Genomic DNA, 21,782 nt, shown 5'->3' with positions numbered 1-21,782 from the left:
TTATTCCTTGGTTGCATTTTTGATAATGACGCAGCAACGCTGACCGTCCAGACCGGGTACATCATAAGAGTTGACCTGATAGGGTAGGTTGATGCTCGCCAATTCGGTTTCAGGATAGCGTCCTTTCATAGCTAACCAAATACCGTGAGGGGCAGCTAAGTGGTAAGTCCATTTCAACATTTGTGCTAAATCACTGAAAGCCCGACTTGTTACTGTATCAAAACCTTGCTGCGGGTGGTAGTTTTCCACACGTGATTGTACAATTTCAATATTATCGATTGCGAGTACTCGTTTGACCTCCTGCAAGAAGCGAATTTTTTTACCATTACTATCAAGTAAAACTATTTCAAGCTGGGGGTTATAAAGGGCTAAAGGAATTCCTGGCAAACCAGGTCCTGTACCTACATCAATTATTCGCTTGCCATGTAGCCATGGAAGGATGGCTAAACTATCCAAAATATGACGAGTAACCATTGTATCCAAATCGCGAATGGCGGTTAAATTATAACTTTTGTTCCACTTATTTAATAAAAATAGATATTGCAGAAGTGGATTAGTATCTGCTTTTATACCAAGTTGGATTAGCCCTGTGTTGAGAAGTTGGGCGATTTCAGGGGCATCCATCATACAGTTTCTCGGTGCTTCTTTAAATGAACTAAAAGCAGAGACAACGCTGCAGGAGTTACACCGGAAATTCGACCTGCTTGTGCCAACGTGGCTGGACGAATACGCGTTAATTTTTGTACTACTTCTGTGGATAAACCTGAAACTTTACTGTAATCAAAGGTATCGGGGAGTTGCGTATTTTCATGTTTACGTAAGCGTTCAATATCAAGCATTTGTCGCTCGATATAACCTGCGTATTTGCTTTGAATTTCTATTTGCTCCGCAACATCATCGGCCAAAACAGGTAAGTTTAATGACTCTATCGCTTGCAGGTCTGTATAACTTATTTCTGGTCGTTTTAATAATTCAGCGGCTTTACAATCTTGCTGTAGAGGATTCTCAATAATATCATTTAGCACCTCATTATGAGAAACGCGAACTAAAGTTTCCTTTAAAAGTGATTGAGCTTTTTCTATCGATTCTCTTTTTTCGCAGAAAGCCCGCCAACGTACTTCGCCCACCAATCCCAACTGATGACCTTTTTCCGTTAATCGCAAATCAGCATTGTCTTCACGTAGTAATAAGCGGTATTCTGCCCTCGAGGTGAACATGCGATACGGTTCTTGGGTACCACAGGTTATCAAGTCATCAATCAGTACACCTACATAAGCTTCATCACGACGAGGACACCAAAGTTCCTTGTCTTGCGATTGCAGTGCGGCATTCATGCCGGCAATCAAACCTTGGGCTGCAGCTTCCTCATAGCCTGTTGTACCATTGATTTGGCCTGCAAAGAACAGATTGCCAAGCGGTTTGGTTTGCAGAAAAGGCGTTAAGCCACGCGGATCGAAATAATCATATTCAATAGCATAGCCAGGGCGCGTGATATGGGCATTTTCAAAACCTTTAAGGGTGCGTACAAATTGTACCTGCACTTCGAAGGGCAGGCTGGTAGAAATACCATTGGGATAAATTTCATCTGTCGTTAAACCTTCAGGCTCAACAAAGATTTGATGCGATGATTTATCGGCAAAACGAACAATTTTATCTTCAATAGAAGGGCAATAACGCGGACCAATGCCTTCAATAACGCCTGCATACATTGGCGACTGATGTAAATTAGCCTGAATAATTTCATGTGTAGTTGTTGTTGTTTGCGTAATATAACAAGGTACTTGCTGCGGGTGCAGAGCAGGATTTCCCAGATAGGAAAAAACTGGAACGGGTTCATCACCATGTTGTACAGTCATTTGACTATAATCAAGTGAACGCCCATCAATACGGGGTGGTGTTCCGGTTTTTAAGCGACCCACAGGTAAATTCAAATCTCTTAAGCGTTTTGCCAAGGCAATAGCTGGGGGATCACCTGCGCGTCCTCCTGCATATTGACTCATTCCCACATGAATCTTGCCGCCTAAGAAAGTACCTACAGTAAGAACGATGGCATGTGCTCGTAAAGTGAGACCCATCTGAGTGACAACACCTGTAACGCGATCGCCTTCGACTAATAAATCATCTACAGCTTGTTGGAACAAGGTTAAGTTAACCTGGCTTTGTAATTGTTGTCTAATTGCCTGGCGATAGAGAACGCGATCGGCTTGGGCTCTTGTTGCTCTGACAGCGGGGCCTTTAGAAGCATTCAGAATACGAAATTGAATACCAGCTTTGTCAGCTGCAAGCGCCATGGCGCCATCCAAGGCATCAATTTCTCTTACCAAATGACCTTTGCCGATACCACCAATGGCAGGATTGCAGGACATTTGTCCTAGCATATCCATATTGTGGGTGAGTAGCAGCGTTTGAGCACCTAAGCGCGCTGCTGCAAGTGCTGCTTCAGTCCCGGCATGTCCGCCGCCGATAACAATAACGTCATAATGTTTTTCAAGGTTCATAAGAGAAATACTTGCGCAACAAATCTCGCAATTATACACTTTTTTAGCAGCATACCCAACCTATTTGATTGGGTAGTTGCTAGCATGAAGAGAAGTAAGCTAATTATTTTGTTGTGTTAGTGATATTAAGTGCCTCATTAGTTAAGTCAGTTTCTACTGCAGTAACTGATGACTCAGGCACTTGAACATAACCTTTGTTCGAGCTAAAGAAAGTTTTCTTGGGAGCCTCAACTTTGGGTTCAGCAAAAAACTCAAGAAATCTACTATCTGAAATTACAAAATCCTTATTTGTTTTGGCTTCAGGGAAGTCATCATCAAATTTTAGGGCAAATTTCTCAAATTCCTCATTAAATTTTTGCTCATCAAACTCACTTAAATTCTTTACTCCTACTCGCTGTGGTTCATAACGACTGAGAATGGCGTGCGAAATAGCCGCAATGGCCAACCCTGCTGCAATGACACCGGCAATGGCAAAACCCGCTGCAAGAGCAGTCATTCCCATAGGCATAAAAACTAAAGAAACGAATACTAAAGCCGGGAAAAATGCATCAACAAAAATTGAACGAGTTAATTTAACAGCCTGGAACTTCCACATTTCTTCATGATATTGCGAGTCAGCCATTAAGCTTTTCATTTCCAAATAGAGTTGCTTCCTCATATTCTCATCTTCAGTTTGGGCAAAAAGAATCATCAGATCTTTACAATCCGCACGAGTCTCCCTGATAGATTCTTTTGTTTTTGCAATTTCAAGACCACCATTAACAGCAGCATAAAGAATCGTTAAAGTGAAGCATAAAGCAGCCCCGGCAACCACAAGTGAAAGCGCGACTATTGGTGCCGCAGGTGTAAAGAAAAAGCAGCAGAATAAGCAAAATGCAAATAATAAACCTGCTGAATACGCCATGGAATTGATCAGCCCATATTTCTTATATTTCCATTCCATTTCGCTTTGCTTGATTGTTTTATTGAGGTGTTTCAGTTCCGCCTCTAATTCTAGCTTTCGCTTTTTAAAGTTGAGCAATTCTTGTTGCATACTTATGACAGCTTCGTCTTTGTCATCAATTTTTGCTTTCAATTTCTCAAGGGTGCTTTCACGGCCTTCAATTAAACCTGTGAGCTTATCGAATTCTTCTTTTAAGGCTTCCTTTTTCTTGTTAAATGCTTTCATTTCTTTATTATGCCGTGTGCTCTCTTCGACGAAAGCCCAGATGCTGACGCCCAAATCCATTAATAACAGAACTGCTGTCACCACATTACCAGCATAACCTAGCGAGCCACCACCATTTAGCCAGAAAAAGCAAACCATATTGGCGGTTGCCCAAATAGCGTCATTAAGCAGAGCAAATTTTCGTTGACTTAACTGCGTCTTAAAACGCTCCCAAGCAGGGATTTGCGCTTCCTCTTCACTCATCCACCAGGAACAGTTAATGGTATGTTTTAACAGTAAAATCAGATTAATACCAAAGCGAGTGTAGTAGAGTATCCAACTCATGTAACCAGTGACGGGAGAAGGTGCGCCCAGGCCTTTTTGCGCCCGCTCAATCTGTTCAGGTGATAAAGAACCCTCAAAGGCCAACAGCTCAAGGGCGGAAGCAAGCATACCACCACCCCAAACCCAGTAGAGACGACGTCCATTGACGGCAGACATCCATTCAATCATCAATGTAGATTTCCTGCCTTGTGTACTGCCTCCTTGTTCCGATTCTTTAATTGCCACTTCACCGGTTTCGACAAGGTCTGACTCATTTTCAGTATCAACAAGAGCATTACCATTGCTGATAAATTCCATCATTCGTGAAGTAAGCCAAGGGGCTAAAATAGTTAAGCCTAGAAGCTTCAAGTATTTTTCCGAATCAAAAATCTTTTCTGCAAGTTGCGCTTCTTTTTCATCCTGTTGTTTTTGTATCTTAAGGCGTTTTAATTCAGCCAGTCGTTTTAAACAGAGATTAATGCCCTGTAGAGAAGCCGCTAAATTTTTTGTTCTGGCTTCAGCTTCATCAAGTCTGGCTTGAGCAGCATATAAATAGAGAGTAAAGATTAACTGTTTTTCTATCTGGACTTTTTGGCCTTCAGTCAGAAAAAGAAAAATTGCAGGGTTTAAGCTGTTTAATTGTGCGCTGTAGTAGCCAGATAAACTTGCAATTTGCAAGCGTTGCAGGTCTAATGTGGCATAGCTATCAAAAGTGGTTTTAGTGCCTTTACGCGCAGCTTGATAGAGTGTATCTGCTAAGTCAAGTAATGTAGATGTATGATTCACTGATTTTTTGCCTGCGGCCATAATATCACCTCATTAATAGAGTCCTGGTGACTTAAAGTAAAAGCGCACTTTAATGTTCAAACTGTTCTTTTTTATAACATAGCACGGAATCGTAGGACAAGCCTGGCTATCGCAAATTTACACAATTGAAAACTAATTTACTGAAAAATAAGTTTTTGAATTCACAAACAATGCGTTTTTAAGTTGTTTGTTAATAAACATGCCGATTTGCGCTTTGACGGAGAAACGATAAACTAGCATTCCCTGTTATTGTTCTGCTCTTATTATTCCTTGTTATTAAAATGGCAATGAGCCCATAAAGCAGAAATTCACGTGTTGAGATTAATTATGAAAAAGGCTGTTATTTTATTGTCAGGTGGATTAGATTCTGCAACGTGTCTGGCCATTGCCAAAGCAGCCGGTTTTTCTTGCTATGCTTTAAGTTTTATGTACGGACAACGTCACACAGCAGAATTAACTGCAGCAAAGCGTGTGGCTGAACATTTACAGGCAGTTGAACATCGTATAGTCAATCTTGATATCGGCCAATTTGGTGGTTCGGCATTAACCGACACCTCCATGCCTGTTCCTGAGTACTCAGGAACGAGCACTATTCCAATAACCTATGTCCCAGCGCGAAATACCATATTTCTTTCTATGGCATTGGCATTTGCCGAGAGCATTGGTGCTCATGATATTTTTATTGGCGCAAGCTCAATTGATTATTCAGGTTATCCAGATTGCCGGCCTGAATTTATGGCCGCCTTCGAGAAACTCGCTAACTTGGCAACAAAAGAAGGCGTTGAGGGGCATGCTTTTAAAATTCATGCGCCACTGCAATTTTTAACTAAAGCAGAGACTATCTTAAAAGGAACGCAGCTAGGCGTAGATTACTCGTTAACAATATCCTGTTATCAAGCAACTGAAGATGGGACAGCCTGTGGGACGTGTGATAGTTGTACATTTCGCAAGCAAGGATTTAAATCGGCTGATTTGCCCGATCCCACTAGGTATCAATGAGTATTCAAAAAACCCTCAACTTTACAAAAATGTTACAACATATTGAGCATTTTCAATTCACATTCAAGAAATTGCTTGATATGATTCGCAGCGATTTTTAACCAATTGGAGTAAGTAAACTATGGGATTTATTCATTTTCTGCGTAAACACTGGGCTGCATCATTAGCTATATTACTAGCAGTGATTACTACCGCCGCTGTTGTGACTGCTGTTGCTCTTTTCCCACCTTCAATTCTTGCAATTGCTGGTTTTTCTGTTTTTGGTGCAACACCTTTTGCTGCCTTGGCAACCTTATCAATACCTGCTGCTACAGCAGTAATTGGTGCGATGACTTTTGTCACAAGCTTGGCTGTTAGTGCACTCTTTAATGCAGTTGTTAGCGCTTACAACTTTATGAATAAGGTGTTTACACCTAAAGAAGATTTCTCTTTCAAAGCTGTTGAAGAAGACAGTGAAGAATCTCTTGAGGACGAAGGGCCAGAAAGTACTCCTCTAATGCAAAAACTTTTTGGTTGCTGCTTCAAAAAAGAAAAAGAAAAAGAAGAGGAAGTACTTGTAGATACTGCTCATCACAAAGGTCCATTAACAAGTGAAGTAAAAGAGACCGTTGTTATTGCTCCTGAAAGCACATTAAACTTAGGCTCCACTCTCTAAAAATTGAGTTATTCTAAATAAAGAACGCGGCATATGCCGCGTTCTTTGTTTAATACATTTTATATAGTCAGCATTTTCACAAAAATATACCTAATTTTTGATTCACTCTTGCAATCGGATAAATGCAGCATTCTGGCTGCAGATGCGTTATAATTCGCCATTTATTTCTATAGGCACCTCTATGACAACTGTTCGTAAAATGCTGGTAACCAGTGCACTACCTTATGCTAATGGTCATTTGCATTTAGGGCATTTAGTGGAACATATCCAAACTGATGTTTGGGTGCGTACCCATAAAATGCTTGGCCATCAATGTATTAGTGTTTGTGGTGACGATGCGCATGGAACTCCTATCATGCTTAAAGCTGAGCAATTAGGAATAACCCCGGAAAAACTTACTGCGGAAATGCAACAAAGTCATGAGCGGGATTTTAAAGCGTTTGCCATTGCTTATGATTGTTATCACACCACGCACTCACCAGAAAATAAAGCATTAGCCACAATGATTTATGAGCGCTTGCAAGCCTCAGGGGATATCATTAAAAAGACAATCCGTCAGGCTTATGATCCAGTTAAACAAATGTTTTTGCCTGATCGCTATGTTAGAGGAACTTGTCCTAAATGTGGTGCTGCTGATCAATATGGCGATAATTGTGAATCTTGTGGTGCAACCTATTCGCCTACGGATTTGCTTGATGCCGTCTCAGCGATTTCTGGGGCAAAACCCATCGACAAGGATTCTGAACATTATTTCTTTGATTTGCCACGCTATGAACAATTACTAAAAGAATGGACACGAAATGGCCATTTGCAAACTGAAGTTGCCAATAAATTGGATGAATGGTTTGCTTCAGGTCTTAAACAGTGGGATATCTCTCGTGATGCGCCCTATTTTGGTTTTAAAATTCCTGGCACTGAAGACAAATATTTTTATGTTTGGCTAGATGCTCCGATTGGTTATATGGCCAGCTTTAAGAAGTATTGTGATGAACAGGGAATTTCTTTTGCTGAGTTTTGGGATAAGGATTCAACAGCCGAACTGTATCATTTTGTTGGTAAGGATATTGTTTATTTTCATGCACTGTTTTGGCCTGCAATTTTGGCAGGCAGCGGGCACCGTTTGCCAACAGCTATTTATACCCACGGCTTCTTAACAGTCGATGGGCAGAAAATGTCTAAATCACGTGGGACATTTATCGAAGCACGAACCTATCTTGAGCATTTAAATCCAGAATATTTACGTTATTATTTTGCTGCTAAATTAAATGGCCGTGTTGATGATTTAGATCTCAATTTTGATGATTTTATTAATCGTGTTAATGCCGATTTGATAGGTAAAATAGTTAATATTGCCAGTCGTTGTGCTGGTTTTATTAATAAACGTTTTGATAATCAATTAAGTCAGGTCTTGAGTGAGCCTGCACTCTATGAATCACTACTTGTTGTTCGTCAGGAAATCATTGAAGCTTTTGTGCAACGTGATTATGCGCGCGCTATTCGGCAAATTATGGAGTGTGCTGATCGTGTGAATCAATATATTGATGCGAATAAGCCTTGGGTACTCGTTAAAGAAAGCGACCGTTTGTCCGAGGTACAAGCTATTTGCACAATGGGATTAAATCTATTCCGCATACTCATGACTTATTTGAAGCCTGTATTGCCAATCATGGCTTCTGCTGCGGAATCATTTTTAAGTTGTGAACCCCTTAATTGGGACAACGTCACAAAGCCTTTACTTAATCATCGTATCAACGTATTTAGTCCGCTCATGGTCCGAATAGAAAGAGAAAAAATTGATGCAATGCTAGCACAAACAAAAGGGGCCACCATGGTTGAAGATAAAAAAACACCTGCTGCAGCCTTAGAAAATACCATTAGTATTGAAGAGTTCAGCAAAATTGATTTACGTGTTGCTCGTATCGTTGCTGCAGAAGAAGTTGAGGGTGCAGATAAGCTTTTACGTTTGCAATTGGATATTGGTCAAGGACAGAAGCAGGTGTTTGCTGGTATTAAATCTGCTTATGCGCCTGCCGATTTGATAGGAAGATTAACAGTGATGGTAGCCAACTTAGCTCCTAGAACAATGCGTTTTGGCGTGTCAGAGGGAATGGTACTGGCTGCAGGTGATGGTAAAAATATATTTTTATTACAGCCTGACTCTGGGGCAGAACCAGGAATGAAGGTTAAGTGATGGTTTCTGTCAAAGCCATTGATGAATTGTTACCACAAACCCAATGCAAAGAATGTGGTTATGCAGGTTGCTTACCTTATGCCGAGGCTTTGGCTCAAGGATTAGCTCCAATTGATCGCTGTCCTCCAGGTGGAGCGGCAACGGTTAAGGCATTGGGTGAGTTACTTGGTGTGGACGCAAGTCCTTATCTTGCGAATGCTGGAGAGAAGACGCGGCAGCCAGCGATAGCTATCATTCGCGAGGCCGAGTGCATTGGCTGCACGAAATGCATCCAAGCCTGTCCAGTGGATGCAATTATCGGCAGTGGAAAATTAATGCACGATGTGATTGCCCATGAATGCACTGGTTGCGGTCTTTGTGTTGAACCTTGTCCTGTTGATTGCATTGACTTAATCTCAATGCCTGAACCAGCTTACGATAAGACACTTGCCCGCAAACGTTTTAACGCCAGACAGGCTCGCCTACTACGCGAAGAACAAGACAAGCAACAATCCTATCGAGAAAAGCGAAAGTTAGCAGCAAAAACGGATGATGCCTTGCAAGATTTAAAAGCAAAGCAAGATTATATTCTACAAGCTCTTGCCAGGGTTCAAGCGAAAAAGAATGAATAATTTGATACGACGAGCTATTTTCAAGCGTTTTCGGGAGCAAAATCCCCATCCTACAACAGAGCTTCACTACAGTTCCAACTTTGAATTACTCATTGCAGTGATGTTGTCCGCACATACGACTGATGTAAGTGTTAACAAGGCCACTGCCAAGTTATTTCCTGTCGCCAATACGCCTCAAGCAATGCTGGATTTGGGTGAGGAGAAGTTAAAGGAATATATCAAGTCGATAGGGCTTTTTAATAGCAAAGCAAAAAATGTCATTTTAACTTGTAAAATTTTAGTTGAAAAACATCAAGGAAACGTACCAGATAATCGTGAAGACTTGGAAGAATTACCTGGTGTTGGCCGTAAAACAGCGAATGTGGTACTTAATACAGCGTTTGGTCAGCCTACCATGGCGGTAGATACTCATATCTTTCGTGTTGCTAACCGTACAGGCCTTGCAAAAGGAAAAACGCCATTAGCGGTAGAGTCTGGGCTCCTTAAAAGTATTGATGAAGAATTTTTACATGACGCACATCATTGGCTTATTTTACATGGTCGTTATACCTGCATAGCCCGCAAGCCCAAATGCTATCGCTGCATCATACGTGATTTATGTGAATTTCCTGACAAAAATCTAACTCCACCGCAAACGTCTTGATTTCCGAGCGCTATTATAAAAAATCGACTACTCTGGTAATTTTTTAGCATTACCCCTAGAATGGAATTTCCGACTATTGCAGGAGAGCATTTATGGGTTGGTGGGATACATGGACCACAGTCAGGGATACTGCTACGGGATGGGGAAAAAGCGTTTGGGAGAACGCATCTTTAAGCGGAGCTGCATCTGGCATATTTAATTTTTCATATAACACGATAGGCAGATTGCTAGAGCAGATACCTGCCGTGCCTAGAGTGCTTCGTTCAACGATAATAACACCCAGCGTAACAAAAATGGTAAAGGGTATGGGGCGCATTGCAGTTGAAGATGTAATGCCCTTAGTGGTTATTTCCTATACCATGGGAATGCTTCAGCAGCAGATGCAAGATTATTCAGAGGAATATTCCGAAAATGACGTTAGCGTTGCGACCCAAACTGCCTTACAAATGGGGGTATGGTTATTGTGGGCAGCTAATTACGCTTATTCATTCCGTAAAAAAACGCAAATTGTTGCGCGTACTACAGTTTTAGTAATGGAGGCAGGAAGTGCTTTTAATAGTATTCGAGAAACGCCGCCCATGGATTTATGTGTTACTAAAAAACATGACACATTGCGATTTTTAAAAGGTTCTTTTCGTGACATTATTGAATACTGGGCAACCAAAGGCGCCATTTTTTTAATTAGTTATGTGCCTGTTGTCGGAGGGGGAGTTTCTGTCGCCTTGGAAATTTCTCTTAACGGTCGTTACGTCACTACCCTTATAATTCCAGAATTATGTCAACCCGATCAGGAACGATTTCTGCGCCAATACCCAGAGTTTGCCCTGGCACATGGTATTAGTCATTTTTTGGTAAGCAAGGGAATTTGTTATTTAATTGAAAAATACACAGGGATCCCAGCAGTTTTTTATGAAACCACCGTCCAGCAGTTTGCGTTAATAGGTCAAATTGGTATTGCCTCTCAGATGACTCTCCCTCCTGCTGTTGCTGAATCAAATAGAAATATGATTGATCCGGTTGCAGCCTATCAAGGTGCCATTGGTTTCACTGTTGATACGTTTGGTCTTGGTTTGAAGCAGAAAGTTCCGGAGATGCTTAAAAAACAGACAGAACCACTGTTTACCTGGAAAAATATAACTGATTACTCAGAGATTCTTTGGTGTAATCCTTTATCAGAGTATGTCATCAAACCGGTTTTTGTGCCGCGTATGTTGCGCAGCGGACAGGCTTTTGCCGATGATCCTGTCATTCCTTGGCCTTCTGTTCGAAAACGAATTATCTCTGCTAGTAAAAATATTAAAGACGTTAAAGCACATCCTTTGACTACGGTAGCACTTATATCTCCTGGAACGACAGCTGAAATAGCGAGGCCAATTTTTGGTACGCCAAAATTTATAGTGGAGTTACTATTGAATCTAATGAAAAATGAGGAATTCATGCGGCAAGTAGGTAAATTACGCAATTACGCTGGGGGTTTGCATCGAGGAAAGCCGCCTAGCCTACCGTCTACTGAAGGAACATTTCCTCTACGTGGGCAAGAAAAAGATATAACGCCTGAGCTCACATCAATGCATGCGAATGTAGCGGTTACGCTTGATCCTCGTAGTATAATTCTGCCGCACTCCCCTACACTTAGAGTTATGGAGTTACCGGAAGATAGTGAGAAGAAGGAAAATAAGGAGCCATCTGACAAAAAAATGCCTCCTAAGGTCATCAAACTAAAACCAAGCGATCTCATTAAAAGAGAAGTTGAGGAAGATATGGCAGAGAATGGAACTGGTTATCAACCAGGAATGTTTAAAAAGCTTGATCCTAAAATGATTATTCTTCGTCAACGTCACACAAGCGAGCCCGAAGTAACAACCGCAACGATAACTAATTGATATAGCGTATTTGCCAACAATGATTTCCACTATTGCTTATAGCGTAGTGGAAAAAATTAAAATTTATTCCGGTTCTAATTAATTTATTCAATCTGTTAGGTTAGACATACACTTGGCAAAATTTGCAAAAAGAAAGCCAATAATGATATATTACTGCACACTCTAGAGACAAAACCATCATTTGCTTGTCTTTTGTTGTAATGTGAGTACCGTCCTCTATGACTACTTTTTCAGCTACGTCTCCGACACGAAGCTATTTACCGCTGACCGTGAGCATGATGACTTGCCTTATCTTGTTAATTAATGTCTCATTTAAAATTATTCTTGTTCAGGGGATGATGTTTACAGCGAGTAGTGTAGTTTGTCCATTGGTTGCTATTCTCTACTTAATTGTTTTAAAAAATTGTAGTATTACCCAGCAGCGTCATGTTTTACATCAATCTTTATTAGCATTGTATGTATTTTCCATTGGTATTTATTTACTCGTTAACTTACCCGCAGCGGAATATATGCATGATAATCCTGCTTACCAGATTGTTTTTGAGGATATTCCTAAGAAGTTTTTCGCAGCAACTTTAGCGTTTGGCTTGGGCTTTTATTTGCCTCATTTATTATGCAGCGCCAAGCATAAAGACATGCTTATTTCTCCTAAGAAAAGATTATTGCTAGCGCTTTTTGGCGGATTTTTCTTTTTTACTCTGGATTTCTTTTTGTTGTTTTCTGAACCTCACGTACATGATTTTAATTACATTTATCTAGATTCTATACTTGTTGCTGCAGGTATCTTGTTTACTTTCGGTATTATTTATCTTAGCTGTTTATTATTTATCAGACGTATTCATTGGTCCTTTAATAAACCATTACCGGATTATTTGTCGCATACGTTGTATCATTATCTTGTGGGTTTTGCGGTAATCATTATGCTGATTTGCCTGGCTTGTGAATACCGCCTCGTTTCTTTTTCTAATGGGTGGACTTTAGCTGCAAGCGGGCTTTTATTTCCATTGGCAATGATGGTTAGTAGTTTAATTGGTGAACTATATGGCTATAAAGCAAACCTTTGCTTAATGGTGGTATTAATTTTAGCAGAGTTGATTTTTGATTTGCTATTAATGGGAGCGGTAGCATTACCCTCACCAGAATTTTTTAACCTCAATCCATTTTATTCCTTCATTGTACCGCGACGAATACCGGCTGCAACGTTAGCATTATTCGTAACATTTTTTAGCAATGCGATGTTGCTCGAGTACTTAAAGAAAACTAATCTTGGCAGTAGTCGTAGCTGGCGTATTCTAATTGCTAATGTTGTAGGAACTTCCTTACTTTGTTTGGTAAATTATAGTTTGCTGTTTGGTGGTATCTATCCCTATGAACAAATTTTAAGTTTGTCAATAAGTGTCTGGGTTTTTAAACTAGGTGTGACCTTGGTTAGTTTGCCCATTATTTTATGGCTATATAATCTACTTCATCATAAGACACAATGCCCAACCTCAATCATGAAGATTGAGCGTTGAGCCAAGTGACACTTCTGCAAGTGATTATTGTGAATCTTTTTTAATGGGTCTTTTCCAGCCAACAATAGTTTTTTGTTTACTCTCCGTTAATGTTAATTCTCCTGGAGGAACATTTTTACGAATGGTGCTGCCAGCTCCTACAGTAGCATAAGCGCCAACGATAACCGGAGCTACTAACTGCGTGTCTGAACCAATAAAGGCTCCTTCTTCAATGACTGTTTGATGCTTATTGGCTCCATCATAATTGCAGGTAATGGTACCTGCGCCTATGTTGACTTCTTTACCGATATCAACATCGCCAAGATAACTAAGATGGCTTGCTTTACTTCCTTGAGCAAACAAGGCATTTTTAGTTTCAACAAAATTACCGATTTTGCAATCATCGCCTAGTTTTGTTCCAGGTCTTAAACGAGCAAAGGGCCCCACATGACAATGATTGCCAATTTCACAATTTTCCAGTACGGAGTTTGCTAAAATTTCGCAGTGTTCACCTATTTGCACATTATGTAATACGCAGTTAGGTCCTATACGCGATCCAGAGCCTATGACAACCTCACCGCCAAATACCGTATTCACATCAATAAAAACATCTTGACCGCATTGAAGATTGCCACGGACATCCAGACGATTGCCATCGGCGATGGTTACGCCAGAAAGCAAGAGTTTTCTGGCATAATTTTGCTGCCAAATACGTTCTAATTGATGTAATTGCACGCGATCATTAACACCTTGAATTTCACTGCTATCTGTTGCTTGTAACGAAACAATCGGTAAATTTTCAGCAACGGCAAGAGAAATGATTTCAGTTAAATAATATTCCCCTTGGGCATTGTGATTGTTTAACACGGGTAACCAGCGCGCCAAATCCGCGGCCTGTGCACAACAAATGCCGCTATAAATTTCTTTAATTTCCTTTTGGGCATCAGTGGCGTCTCTTTCCTCCATGATGGCACGAACTTCTCCCTGGTTGTTGCGGATAATTCTGCCAAGGCCGGTTGGATTTTCAACTATTGCCAGCAGTAGATTTAACGTATGCCTTTGTTCGTTGCAATCAATAAGTGCTCTTAATGTTTGTGCTTGAATAAGCGGGACGTCGGCAGATAAAATTAAGACTTGAGAGCTTGTCGGAATATAAGGTAACGCTTGCAAGACAGCATGCCCCGTACCGAGTTGTTTCTCTTGCAAAACCCAATTGACTGCTAAATCAGGCAAAGCCTGTCTAATTTTATCGCCACCATTCCCATAAATCACGTGAATAGCATCTGGATTTAATTGTTGTGCCGTCTCCACAACACGAGTCAGCATAGGCTTTCCTGCCACTCGATGAAGCACTTTGGGAGTCTGAGAAAGCATGCGCTTTCCTTGGCCTGCAGCCAAAATAACGATTTGTAATGACATAAGTTTTTCTTATTCCTTGTTAGCCAATATATTGCAATAAGTCGCCTTATTAAACAATCTGCATTTATGTTGCGAAGATTAAAATTAGTGGATATGATAAAAAAATTATGAGCAAAGGAGTAGTGCCATGACCGTTTTTCTTGATATTGTGAAACCTTATATCGTGGAAATGATAAAAGATATTAGGGATAAATCAGTTAGTGCTGATAATAGTACCAGCAATACCATCCTGGGTTGGATGAGTCTTGGGCGTGATGACGAGCTATCTAAGGCAAAGCGGGATTTGGCTGATAAGTTGTTAATTGCCCTGGATAAATTTGCTAATGAAGACAGTGATAAACTCACCTATGAAAATTTAAGAGCATTACTTATCAAGTGCAAGAGTGATGCTGCCCAAAAAGCCAAAGAAAAGAACTATGATGAGGGCAAATTTGGTCCGAGAATGAAAAGAACGATTGATCTCCTGGACAATCTTTTTGCTAAATTTACAGAAGTGAAGTTGCTTGATATTCCTCATGATGATGAACCATTAAACGTTTTTCGTTATTATGCAGCAAGTTACTACGCCCAAAAAATTCATGATGGTCACCGCATTAGCGGGGTTTCAAAATTAGCACAAAATCCAAAGTTAACGACGTTCTCAGCGCTATCTGATAGTAAAGAAAAATTAATTATTAAGACTTTAAATGAATGTGAATCTGATTTAACAACTTTAGATGAAAAACATGTGGATATTAAAGAAAATAAAAAGAAGCGTGTGTTGGAATGGTTAGATAAATTAGAGCGGGCTAATTACGAGCTTTGTACCATGCATGGTTCAACAATTTCTATTCCAATAACCTTTGCTTTCTTTTCTACTATTAATATTGCCTTGCCTACCTTGCATCCAGACAGTGGTTTCCTGGAAGAATGTATTAAAAAAGCAAAAAATGAAATTGATCCAGAGTATACATCCAGCTTGGTTTTGGTTTAATTAAGTAATTCGCCACATAAATTAGTCTCTAGCAACTGCTTGACTTGTTGGAGACTTAAATCCTTACTAAATAAATAAAGTAACTTGCAATGAGCCGCTTCCGGTGTCATATCATGTCCACTGATTAAGCCGGCCTGCTTTAAAGTATAGCCAGTGGCGTATTGATTCATTTCCACATGCCCTTGCTGACACTGGCTACAGTTGACAATAACGACACCTCGATCACAAGCGTCTTTTAAACTTTGTAGAAAATGTGGGTCATTGTTTTGAGCATTGCCAGCTCCATAGGTTTCCAATACCAAGCCTTTAATCGGTTGCTGCAAAACATAATCAAGTACTTTTGTGGCAAAGCCTGGAAACAGGCGAAAGTTAGCAATAAATTGCGGGCTTAATTGCTGAAGACGAAAAGGTCTGGTGGGGGAAGGCAGCAGAAGTTCGTGTTTAAGTTCAATGCTAATGCCAATGGTTGCCAAATGCGGATAGTTGGGGGAGTCAAAAGCATTAAAGCGTTGAGCGCTCACCTTCTGCGTTCTGTTGCCGCGAAGAAGCTGTTGATTAAAATACACACAAACTTCGTTAATCGGTTGATGAGCACAAAGCCAAAGTGAGGTAATGACATTATCTAAAGCGTCATTACGCACTTCCGACAATGGAATTTGTGAGCCTGTAACAATGACAGGTTTGCCCAGATTCTCAAGCATAAAAGAAAGTGCTGAGGCCGTATAAGCCATGGTATCGGTGCCATGAAAAATCACAAAACCATCAAAATGCCGATATTCATTCGCAATGTCAGTAGCAATACGATTCCAGTCGGTCAACGTCATATTGGATGAGTCCAGTAATGGATCGTATTCCTTTATAGTGTAGTCAGGCATCTTAGGATGTTTTAAAGCAGGAATTTGCGCCAGGGCAGTTTGAACATAACCTAGAGAAGGTTCATAGCCATGGGAGGTTTTAACACTACTAATTGTTCCACCAGTATTAAGAATAAGAATATGTTTTTTCATAAGTGGTGATCTAATTATAAAAAATAATCGATTATAGCGTTCAGGCTTAAAGTGTGGAATCAAAGTTGTGATTTTGAGCAAAAAATAATAAGCGTCTTGACAAGGATAATATCGCATTGTAGAAATTAAGTTCAGGAAGATTTTAAGGAGTTGAGATGGGAAAAAAGGAATTGAAACTTTTACAGGAAGAAACAGACACCACCTTACAACTAATATACAAACGCGGGCAATATTATGCAGATGCCACCGTTAAAATCAGAGAAGTTTTCAGCGCTTATTTTTTTAATCCCAAGATTACCGATAAACTCACCGAAAGCCCGGCAATAGGGCAAGATATGTTTAACTTCAATGAGGTTGTCGATGCAATGAAAATTTGTTTGCTAAGCGAAGAAGAATTAGCAAAAAAAGCTGAAGCAATGGACACCGATTCAACACCTAGCCTGGTCATGGCCTTTGATATGCAAATTGCCGCGAGCGGATTACCTTTGCAATGGAATAATGGCTATGTTTTCTCGCGCGAAAAACCATATACCTCTAAAGCACAACTATTTATGCAGCAATTTGCCTATGCATTAAGTCTTTATCGGGTTTGCTTGAGTGTTTGTGATGCTTATCTCCTCTTAATTAATCATAATTGTTTAAATTTGCAAGAGCATAATGAGGAATTAAATCGCGCTGAATTTTTAGCAGAACAATTAACAAAACCAGAGAATTCAACATCGGTTATTCCTTTCTGGCAACAAGCAAAGAATATTAAACATAAGTTGGAGGAATTAACCGCAAAAATAGATAGCTTTAGCAAAGATTTCAAACAACAAGTTGACACACAAACACAAAATCTTACGTATGCATTTGCGCAAGGAGCAATGTTGCTGGAGGAAAGCTGTAAACAATTTCCAAATACGACCTGGTTTTTCTGCGATGAATGGCAAGCAATGATGTCAAAAACCGTAGCGAAACTTCTTTTTTCTAATAAGTGTAGTCTCTCCTTTGCAGGCAACTTAACAGTTAGTGGTGAATGCAATGATTTAAAAAAAGAAATCGCAGAATTTCGCGAGGTTATCGTGGAGAAAATGCCTATTCTTAAATCGGAATTATTATTAAAGGCTTACAAGGTTATCAATGAGTGTCTAAGTTGTTTAAAGATTGAAGCAAGTCGCAAAAATGTTGTGCTCCCTAAACCTTCTGCAGATGGTTTTTTTTCCAAAAAAAATTACAGTTATTGGGGGACTTTGCTAACCTCAGGAATGAAAGCGAATGCGAGTGAGGATAGTCAAGAATTTAGTAGCGCTACAATTTACACTTAAAAGATGAGATTTATTTGCCAACCTCTTATACTTTATGGAAAAATCAAAGGTATTAAAAGTTTAGCTTAAGTAGTCATGACTATGGTTATTGATCGCGCCGGATACCGGTTAAATGTCGGCATTATTCTGGTGAACGGATCGGGTCGAGTTTTTTGGGGCAGGCGTCAGGGACATGATGCCTGGCAATTTCCTCAAGGTGGACTTGCTACCGGTGAAACGGCATTAGAAGCAATGTTTCGTGAGTTACGAGAAGAAGTTGGTTTGGATCGAGAGGATATTGAGGTTCTTGGTGCAACCAAAAGATGGTTAAAGTATCGTTTACCTAAGCAATATTTGCGACACGGTAGTGAGCCTTTAGTAATTGGCCAGAAGCAAAAATGGTATTTGTTAAAATTAGTCGCGTCTGAACAAAAGATTCGTTTGGATTTAAGTGATTCACCTGAATTTGATAGTTGGCGTTGGATAGATTACCACGAACCGCAAGAGCAGGTTATTTTTTTTAAAAGACAGGTTTATTCTCAAGCCATGAAAGAATTAGAGCATTTATTAAAAAGGCGACGAACTCCTTTTGGTGCTCGACGTAAGCGGGGTAATCATAGTCGATAAATGTTAAAAATACTAAAGCGAATTGTACAAGATGTAACTACGGCAAATCATCTGAATGAAGCATTGGCTATTTTGGTACAGCGAGTGCGCAAAGCTGTTGATGCCGAATCAGTATCCGTTTACCTCATTGATAACAAACACGCCGAGTATGTTTTAATAGCCACCGATGGTTTAAATAAACAAGCCGAGTTTAGAGTTCGTATCGGGCTTGATCATGGCCTAATTGGCTTAATTGGACGTCGTGAAGAACCAATCAATATTGAAGATGCCCCCTCTCATCCCGATTTTTATGAAAATCCTTTATTAGGTGAAGAGCGCCTAAAAGGTTTTTTAGGGGTTCCCGTTATTCAGCATCGCAAGCTCTATGGGGTAATCACCGCACAGCGACTGGATGAATGTTGTTTTGATGATGCGGAAGAAGCGTTTTTAATCACGCTCGCTGCTCAATTAGGCGGTATTATTGCTCATGCCGAAGCTACCGGCGAGCTTGCTTTACTAACACAACCGAAGCCCCTGGGCGCCAACAAACTTGAGGTTACGTCAACCGCTCTTACCGGTGTAGGCAGTGTTCCAGGTGTTGGTATTGGGACTGCCGTAGTTGTTTATCCTCCTGCAGATATTGATTCTGTCCCAAGACATACTGTGGATAATGTTGAAGAAGAGATTGCTATCTTTTTAGAAGCTTTGCAAGCAGCACGTGAAGATATGCAGCGGTTGAGTCGTCGTATGAAATCAACAGTTGCTGAAGACGAACATGCCCTATTTGATGTTTATCTTCGAATTCTTGATAAGGATAGTTTAGGCGCAGAGGTTGAAGAGGTGATTCGCGAAGAACAACTTAGTGCTCAAGCTGCGTTATCGACGGTAATAAAAAAGCACGTTCAACAATTTGAGAATATGGAAGATGACTATCTACGAGAGCGTGCTAGTGATTTCCGCGATTTAGGCCGTCGAGTGTTGGCGGAATTACAATTGTCGCAACGGGAGGAAATTGCCTATCCGCGACGAACAATTTTAATTGGTGAAGAGATTACTGCATCGGCGCTTGCTGAGGTGCCTGAGGGTTGTTTAGCTGCTGTCGTTTCGGCAAAGGGTGCCAATAATTCACATGTAGCTATTTTGGCACGTGCCTTGGGTGTGCCCACTGTGATGGGAGTGCGTGGTCTTAAGGTTGAGCATCTATCCCGCCGAGCAGTGATTGTCGATGGTTATTATGGCCACGTCTATATTTCACCATCCAGAACAGTACTTGCCGAGTTTAAAAAGCTTGCGCAAGAGGAAGAAGAACTGAATCAAAGTTTAGTGAGTCTTCGCGATAAACCTGCTGAAACACTTGATAGCTATCGAGTATCCTTGCAAGTTAATACGGGTCTTGCTATGGATGCGGGATTGTCATTAAGTGTAGGGGCAGAGGGGGTCGGACTTTATCGCTCAGAAGTACCCTTTATGAGTCGTGACAGATTTCCTTCGGAAGACGAGCAATACATTATTTACCGTCAAATACTTAAAGCCTTTGCACCAAGGTTTGTAACCATGCGTACCCTGGATATTGGCGGTGATAAAATCTTGCCTTATTTTCCCGTTGAGGAAGATAACCCTTACCTGGGTTGGCGGGGAATTCGGGTAACACTTGATCATCCCGAAGTGTTTTTGATGCAGGTACGCGCTATGATGCGAGCCAGTGAAGAACTAAATAACTTGCGTATTATGTTACCCATGGTGACGACCTTAAGCGAGGTTGAAGAGGCCGCTTTTCTGCTGGAGCAAGCATTTAAAGAATTACTGGAAGAAGGTTGTCTTATTGAAAAGCCAAAATTGGGCGTTATGATAGAAGTGCCGGCTGCCGTTTACCTTGCTCGAGAATTGGCAAAGCGTGTTGATTTTATTTCCGTAGGCAGCAATGATTTGACGCAATATTTACTGGCAGTTGATCGTAATAATGCGCGGGTAGCAGGTCTTTATGATGCATTTCATCCAGCGATGTTACGAACTTTAATGAAGGTTGTTGAAGGAGGACATGCCGCCGGAGTAGAAGTAAGTATTTGCGGCGAAATGGCAAGTGACCCACTGGCGGTCATTCTTTTATTAGCAATGGGTTTTGATACGTTAAGTATGAACTCTACCAGCTTACCACGAGTCAAATGGGTTATTCGCAATGTTTCCATGGCAAATGCTCGTAAAGTATTAGCTGATGTACTTGAACTTGAACATCCTGCTGAAATTCGCATGTATTTGCAAAAAGCACTAGAAGAAGAAGGTCTAGGTGGCTTAATTCGAGCTGGCAAATCGTGATCTTAACAGCAATGGCCATCAGCGGTGGTATCTATGCTTTAGCAGGTACTTTTGCTGGGTTGCTTTCCGGAGTATTAGGTATTGGTGGTGGCATAATTGTTGTGCCTTGCTTATTGTTTATTTTTTATCATAATCCAGCTTTTCCACCCGAGTTAACGATGCGCATGGCCGCAGGCACTTCGTTGGCGGTGATGGTTTTTACGACCTATGCTTCTTTACGAACACATGCCAAAGAATGTGTTATTCAATGGGAAATTTACCACCAATTATGTCCTGGCATTATTATTGGTACGGTATGTGGTGCCTTGCTTGCTGCGCAATTACCCACCGCCTGGCTCAAAACATTCCTGGCTTTATTTTTATTGAGTATCGCAATAAAGATGCTCTTTGATCTTAAATTTATCCCTAATCAACGTGATTTTAAATTGCGACATACCAAGGTAATAAGTTTTTGTATTGGTTTAAATTCAGGCTTATTGGGTGTGGGTGGCGGAACCCTCATCATTCCCTATCTTAGTTACTGTGGTTTAGAATTACGTAAAATTATTCCTATCGCAGCGCTTTGCACTATGACAGTGGCTTTATTAGGGTCACTAACCTTTATAATGGCTGGGAGCAAAGAGGTGATGTTGCCACTTTATAGTACGGGCTATATTTATTGGCCGGCAGTAATTTGCTTGGCGACTCTAAGCAGTATTTTCGCGCCAATAGGCGCAAAAATAACTTATGCAGTTCCTGTTAAGCAATTAAAGTATGGGTTTATTTTTATTTTATTAATATCAACAATTAATTTATTAATGAAATGATTCGACTATTCGCATCTCATTAAAGATTTTATTAGTTGTTCAGGATGAAGAAATAAATTTGTATCTAACTTGACGTGCGAATGCTAACTTAATACCAGGATACGTCCTGGGAATTTTTAAA

General features: G+C 40.5%; 17 protein-coding genes. 12 read left to right on the top strand and 5 right to left on the bottom strand.

The window, feature by feature from the left end; genetic code table 11:
* The 3 genes from rsmG to PXX05_RS12955 form a co-directional block, all read right to left on the bottom strand.
* On the bottom strand, positions 1–627 hold the full coding sequence (gene rsmG, locus PXX05_RS12965) for a 16S rRNA (guanine(527)-N(7))-methyltransferase RsmG (RefSeq protein ID WP_275088612.1): 627 nt from the start codon (positions 625–627) through the stop codon (positions 1–3).
* A complete protein-coding gene (mnmG, locus tag PXX05_RS12960) occupies positions 624–2,498 on the bottom strand; it encodes a tRNA uridine-5-carboxymethylaminomethyl(34) synthesis enzyme MnmG (protein WP_275088611.1) in 1,875 nt (624 codons plus the stop codon). The genes rsmG and mnmG overlap by 4 nt, the downstream gene beginning before the upstream one ends.
* A gap of 103 nt (positions 2,499–2,601) precedes the next feature.
* Positions 2,602–4,776: an HlyD family secretion protein gene (locus tag PXX05_RS12955; RefSeq protein WP_275088610.1), complete on the bottom strand. Its 2,175-nt coding sequence runs from the start codon at positions 4,774–4,776 to the stop codon at positions 2,602–2,604.
* A gap of 327 nt (positions 4,777–5,103) precedes the next feature.
* Between PXX05_RS12955 and queC the strand changes: the two genes are divergently transcribed.
* The 7 genes from queC to PXX05_RS12920 all read left to right on the top strand — a co-directional run bounded on the left by queC (position 5,104) and on the right by PXX05_RS12920 (position 13,272).
* Positions 5,104–5,775 carry a 7-cyano-7-deazaguanine synthase QueC gene (gene queC / locus PXX05_RS12950; RefSeq protein ID WP_275088609.1) on the top strand — a complete coding sequence of 224 codons (672 nt, stop codon included), beginning with the start codon at positions 5,104–5,106 and terminating at the stop codon, positions 5,773–5,775.
* Between the two features lie 121 nt (positions 5,776–5,896).
* Entirely contained in the window at positions 5,897–6,430 is a 534-nt protein-coding gene (locus PXX05_RS12945; RefSeq protein WP_275088608.1) for a hypothetical protein, read from the top strand.
* Positions 6,431–6,611: 181 nt separating this feature from the next.
* Entirely contained in the window at positions 6,612–8,621 is a 2,010-nt protein-coding gene (gene metG, locus PXX05_RS12940) for a methionine--tRNA ligase (protein WP_275088607.1), read from the top strand.
* Positions 8,621–9,232, top strand: a complete 612-nt coding sequence (locus PXX05_RS12935) for an RnfABCDGE type electron transport complex subunit B (protein WP_275088606.1) — start codon at positions 8,621–8,623, stop codon at positions 9,230–9,232. Before metG ends, PXX05_RS12935 begins: the two co-directional genes overlap by 1 nt.
* Positions 9,225–9,875, top strand: coding sequence for an endonuclease III (gene nth / locus PXX05_RS12930; protein ID WP_275088605.1), 651 nt, complete (start codon positions 9,225–9,227; stop codon positions 9,873–9,875). Before PXX05_RS12935 ends, nth begins: the two co-directional genes overlap by 8 nt.
* A gap of 92 nt (positions 9,876–9,967) precedes the next feature.
* Positions 9,968–11,758: a hypothetical protein gene (locus PXX05_RS12925; protein WP_275088604.1), complete on the top strand. Its 1,791-nt coding sequence runs from the start codon at positions 9,968–9,970 to the stop codon at positions 11,756–11,758.
* 218 nt (positions 11,759–11,976) lie between these two features.
* Complete coding sequence (locus tag PXX05_RS12920; RefSeq protein ID WP_275088603.1) at positions 11,977–13,272, top strand: VUT family protein; 1,296 nt, start codon at positions 11,977–11,979, stop codon at positions 13,270–13,272.
* Positions 13,273–13,296: 24 nt separating this feature from the next.
* Here the strand turns inward: PXX05_RS12920 and glmU are convergent, their stop codons facing one another.
* A complete protein-coding gene (gene glmU / locus PXX05_RS12915) occupies positions 13,297–14,670 on the bottom strand; it encodes a bifunctional UDP-N-acetylglucosamine diphosphorylase/glucosamine-1-phosphate N-acetyltransferase GlmU (RefSeq protein ID WP_275088602.1) in 1,374 nt (457 codons plus the stop codon).
* Between the two features lie 127 nt (positions 14,671–14,797).
* On the opposite strand from glmU, the gene PXX05_RS12910 reads away from it, so the two are divergent.
* Complete coding sequence (locus PXX05_RS12910; RefSeq protein WP_275088601.1) at positions 14,798–15,643, top strand: hypothetical protein; 846 nt, start codon at positions 14,798–14,800, stop codon at positions 15,641–15,643.
* Here PXX05_RS12910 and ansA read toward each other — a convergent pair.
* Positions 15,640–16,650, bottom strand: coding sequence for an asparaginase (gene ansA / locus PXX05_RS12905; protein ID WP_275088600.1), 1,011 nt, complete (start codon positions 16,648–16,650; stop codon positions 15,640–15,642). The two genes, PXX05_RS12910 and ansA, sit on opposite strands and share 4 nt — an antisense overlap.
* Positions 16,651–16,805: 155 nt before the next feature.
* Between ansA and PXX05_RS12900 the strand changes: the two genes are divergently transcribed.
* The 4 genes from PXX05_RS12900 to PXX05_RS12885 all read left to right on the top strand — a co-directional run bounded on the left by PXX05_RS12900 (position 16,806) and on the right by PXX05_RS12885 (position 21,661).
* Positions 16,806–17,957 (top strand): hypothetical protein, encoded by a 1,152-nt coding sequence (locus PXX05_RS12900; RefSeq protein WP_275088599.1) that lies wholly within the window; start codon positions 16,806–16,808, stop codon positions 17,955–17,957.
* 81 nt (positions 17,958–18,038) lie between these two features.
* Positions 18,039–18,563 carry an RNA pyrophosphohydrolase gene (locus PXX05_RS12895; RefSeq protein WP_275090520.1) on the top strand — a complete coding sequence of 175 codons (525 nt, stop codon included), beginning with the start codon at positions 18,039–18,041 and terminating at the stop codon, positions 18,561–18,563.
* Positions 18,564–20,855, top strand: coding sequence for a phosphoenolpyruvate--protein phosphotransferase (gene ptsP, locus PXX05_RS12890; RefSeq protein WP_275088598.1), 2,292 nt, complete (start codon positions 18,564–18,566; stop codon positions 20,853–20,855).
* On the top strand, positions 20,852–21,661 hold the full coding sequence (locus PXX05_RS12885) for a sulfite exporter TauE/SafE family protein (protein WP_275088597.1): 810 nt from the start codon (positions 20,852–20,854) through the stop codon (positions 21,659–21,661). Before ptsP ends, PXX05_RS12885 begins: the two co-directional genes overlap by 4 nt.
* The last annotated feature ends 121 nt before the right edge of the window (positions 21,662–21,782 follow it).

The sequence above is a fragment of the Legionella cardiaca genome, from assembly GCF_029026145.1.
GTDB lineage: Bacteria > Pseudomonadota > Gammaproteobacteria > Legionellales > Legionellaceae > Tatlockia > Tatlockia cardiaca.
The sequence above is the reverse complement of the archived record's forward strand: the minus strand, read 5'-3'. Positions and strand labels throughout refer to the sequence as shown.

Excerpts from the sequence above, each read along its gene's own strand:
- PXX05_RS12935 (WP_275088606.1), top strand. The coding sequence starts at position 8,621 with ATGGTTTCTGTCAAAGCCATTGATGAATTGTTACCACAAACCCAATGC.
- rsmG (WP_275088612.1), bottom strand. The coding sequence starts at position 627 with ATGATGGATGCCCCTGAAATCGCCCAACTTCTCAACACAGGGCTAATC.
- metG (WP_275088607.1), top strand. The coding sequence starts at position 6,612 with ATGACAACTGTTCGTAAAATGCTGGTAACCAGTGCACTACCTTATGCT.
- glmU (WP_275088602.1), bottom strand. The coding sequence starts at position 14,670 with ATGTCATTACAAATCGTTATTTTGGCTGCAGGCCAAGGAAAGCGCATG.
- PXX05_RS12925 (WP_275088604.1), top strand. The coding sequence starts at position 9,968 with ATGGGTTGGTGGGATACATGGACCACAGTCAGGGATACTGCTACGGGA.
- ptsP (WP_275088598.1), top strand. The coding sequence starts at position 18,564 with ATGTTAAAAATACTAAAGCGAATTGTACAAGATGTAACTACGGCAAAT.
- PXX05_RS12895 (WP_275090520.1), top strand. The coding sequence starts at position 18,039 with ATGGTTATTGATCGCGCCGGATACCGGTTAAATGTCGGCATTATTCTG.
- queC (WP_275088609.1), top strand. The coding sequence starts at position 5,104 with ATGAAAAAGGCTGTTATTTTATTGTCAGGTGGATTAGATTCTGCAACG.
- PXX05_RS12955 (WP_275088610.1), bottom strand. The coding sequence starts at position 4,776 with ATGGCCGCAGGCAAAAAATCAGTGAATCATACATCTACATTACTTGAC.
- PXX05_RS12900 (WP_275088599.1), top strand. The coding sequence starts at position 16,806 with ATGGGAAAAAAGGAATTGAAACTTTTACAGGAAGAAACAGACACCACC.
- nth (WP_275088605.1), top strand. The coding sequence starts at position 9,225 with ATGAATAATTTGATACGACGAGCTATTTTCAAGCGTTTTCGGGAGCAA.
- PXX05_RS12910 (WP_275088601.1), top strand. The coding sequence starts at position 14,798 with ATGACCGTTTTTCTTGATATTGTGAAACCTTATATCGTGGAAATGATA.
- mnmG (WP_275088611.1), bottom strand. The coding sequence starts at position 2,498 with ATGAACCTTGAAAAACATTATGACGTTATTGTTATCGGCGGCGGACAT.
- PXX05_RS12920 (WP_275088603.1), top strand. The coding sequence starts at position 11,977 with ATGACTACTTTTTCAGCTACGTCTCCGACACGAAGCTATTTACCGCTG.
- PXX05_RS12945 (WP_275088608.1), top strand. The coding sequence starts at position 5,897 with ATGGGATTTATTCATTTTCTGCGTAAACACTGGGCTGCATCATTAGCT.
- ansA (WP_275088600.1), bottom strand. The coding sequence starts at position 16,650 with ATGAAAAAACATATTCTTATTCTTAATACTGGTGGAACAATTAGTAGT.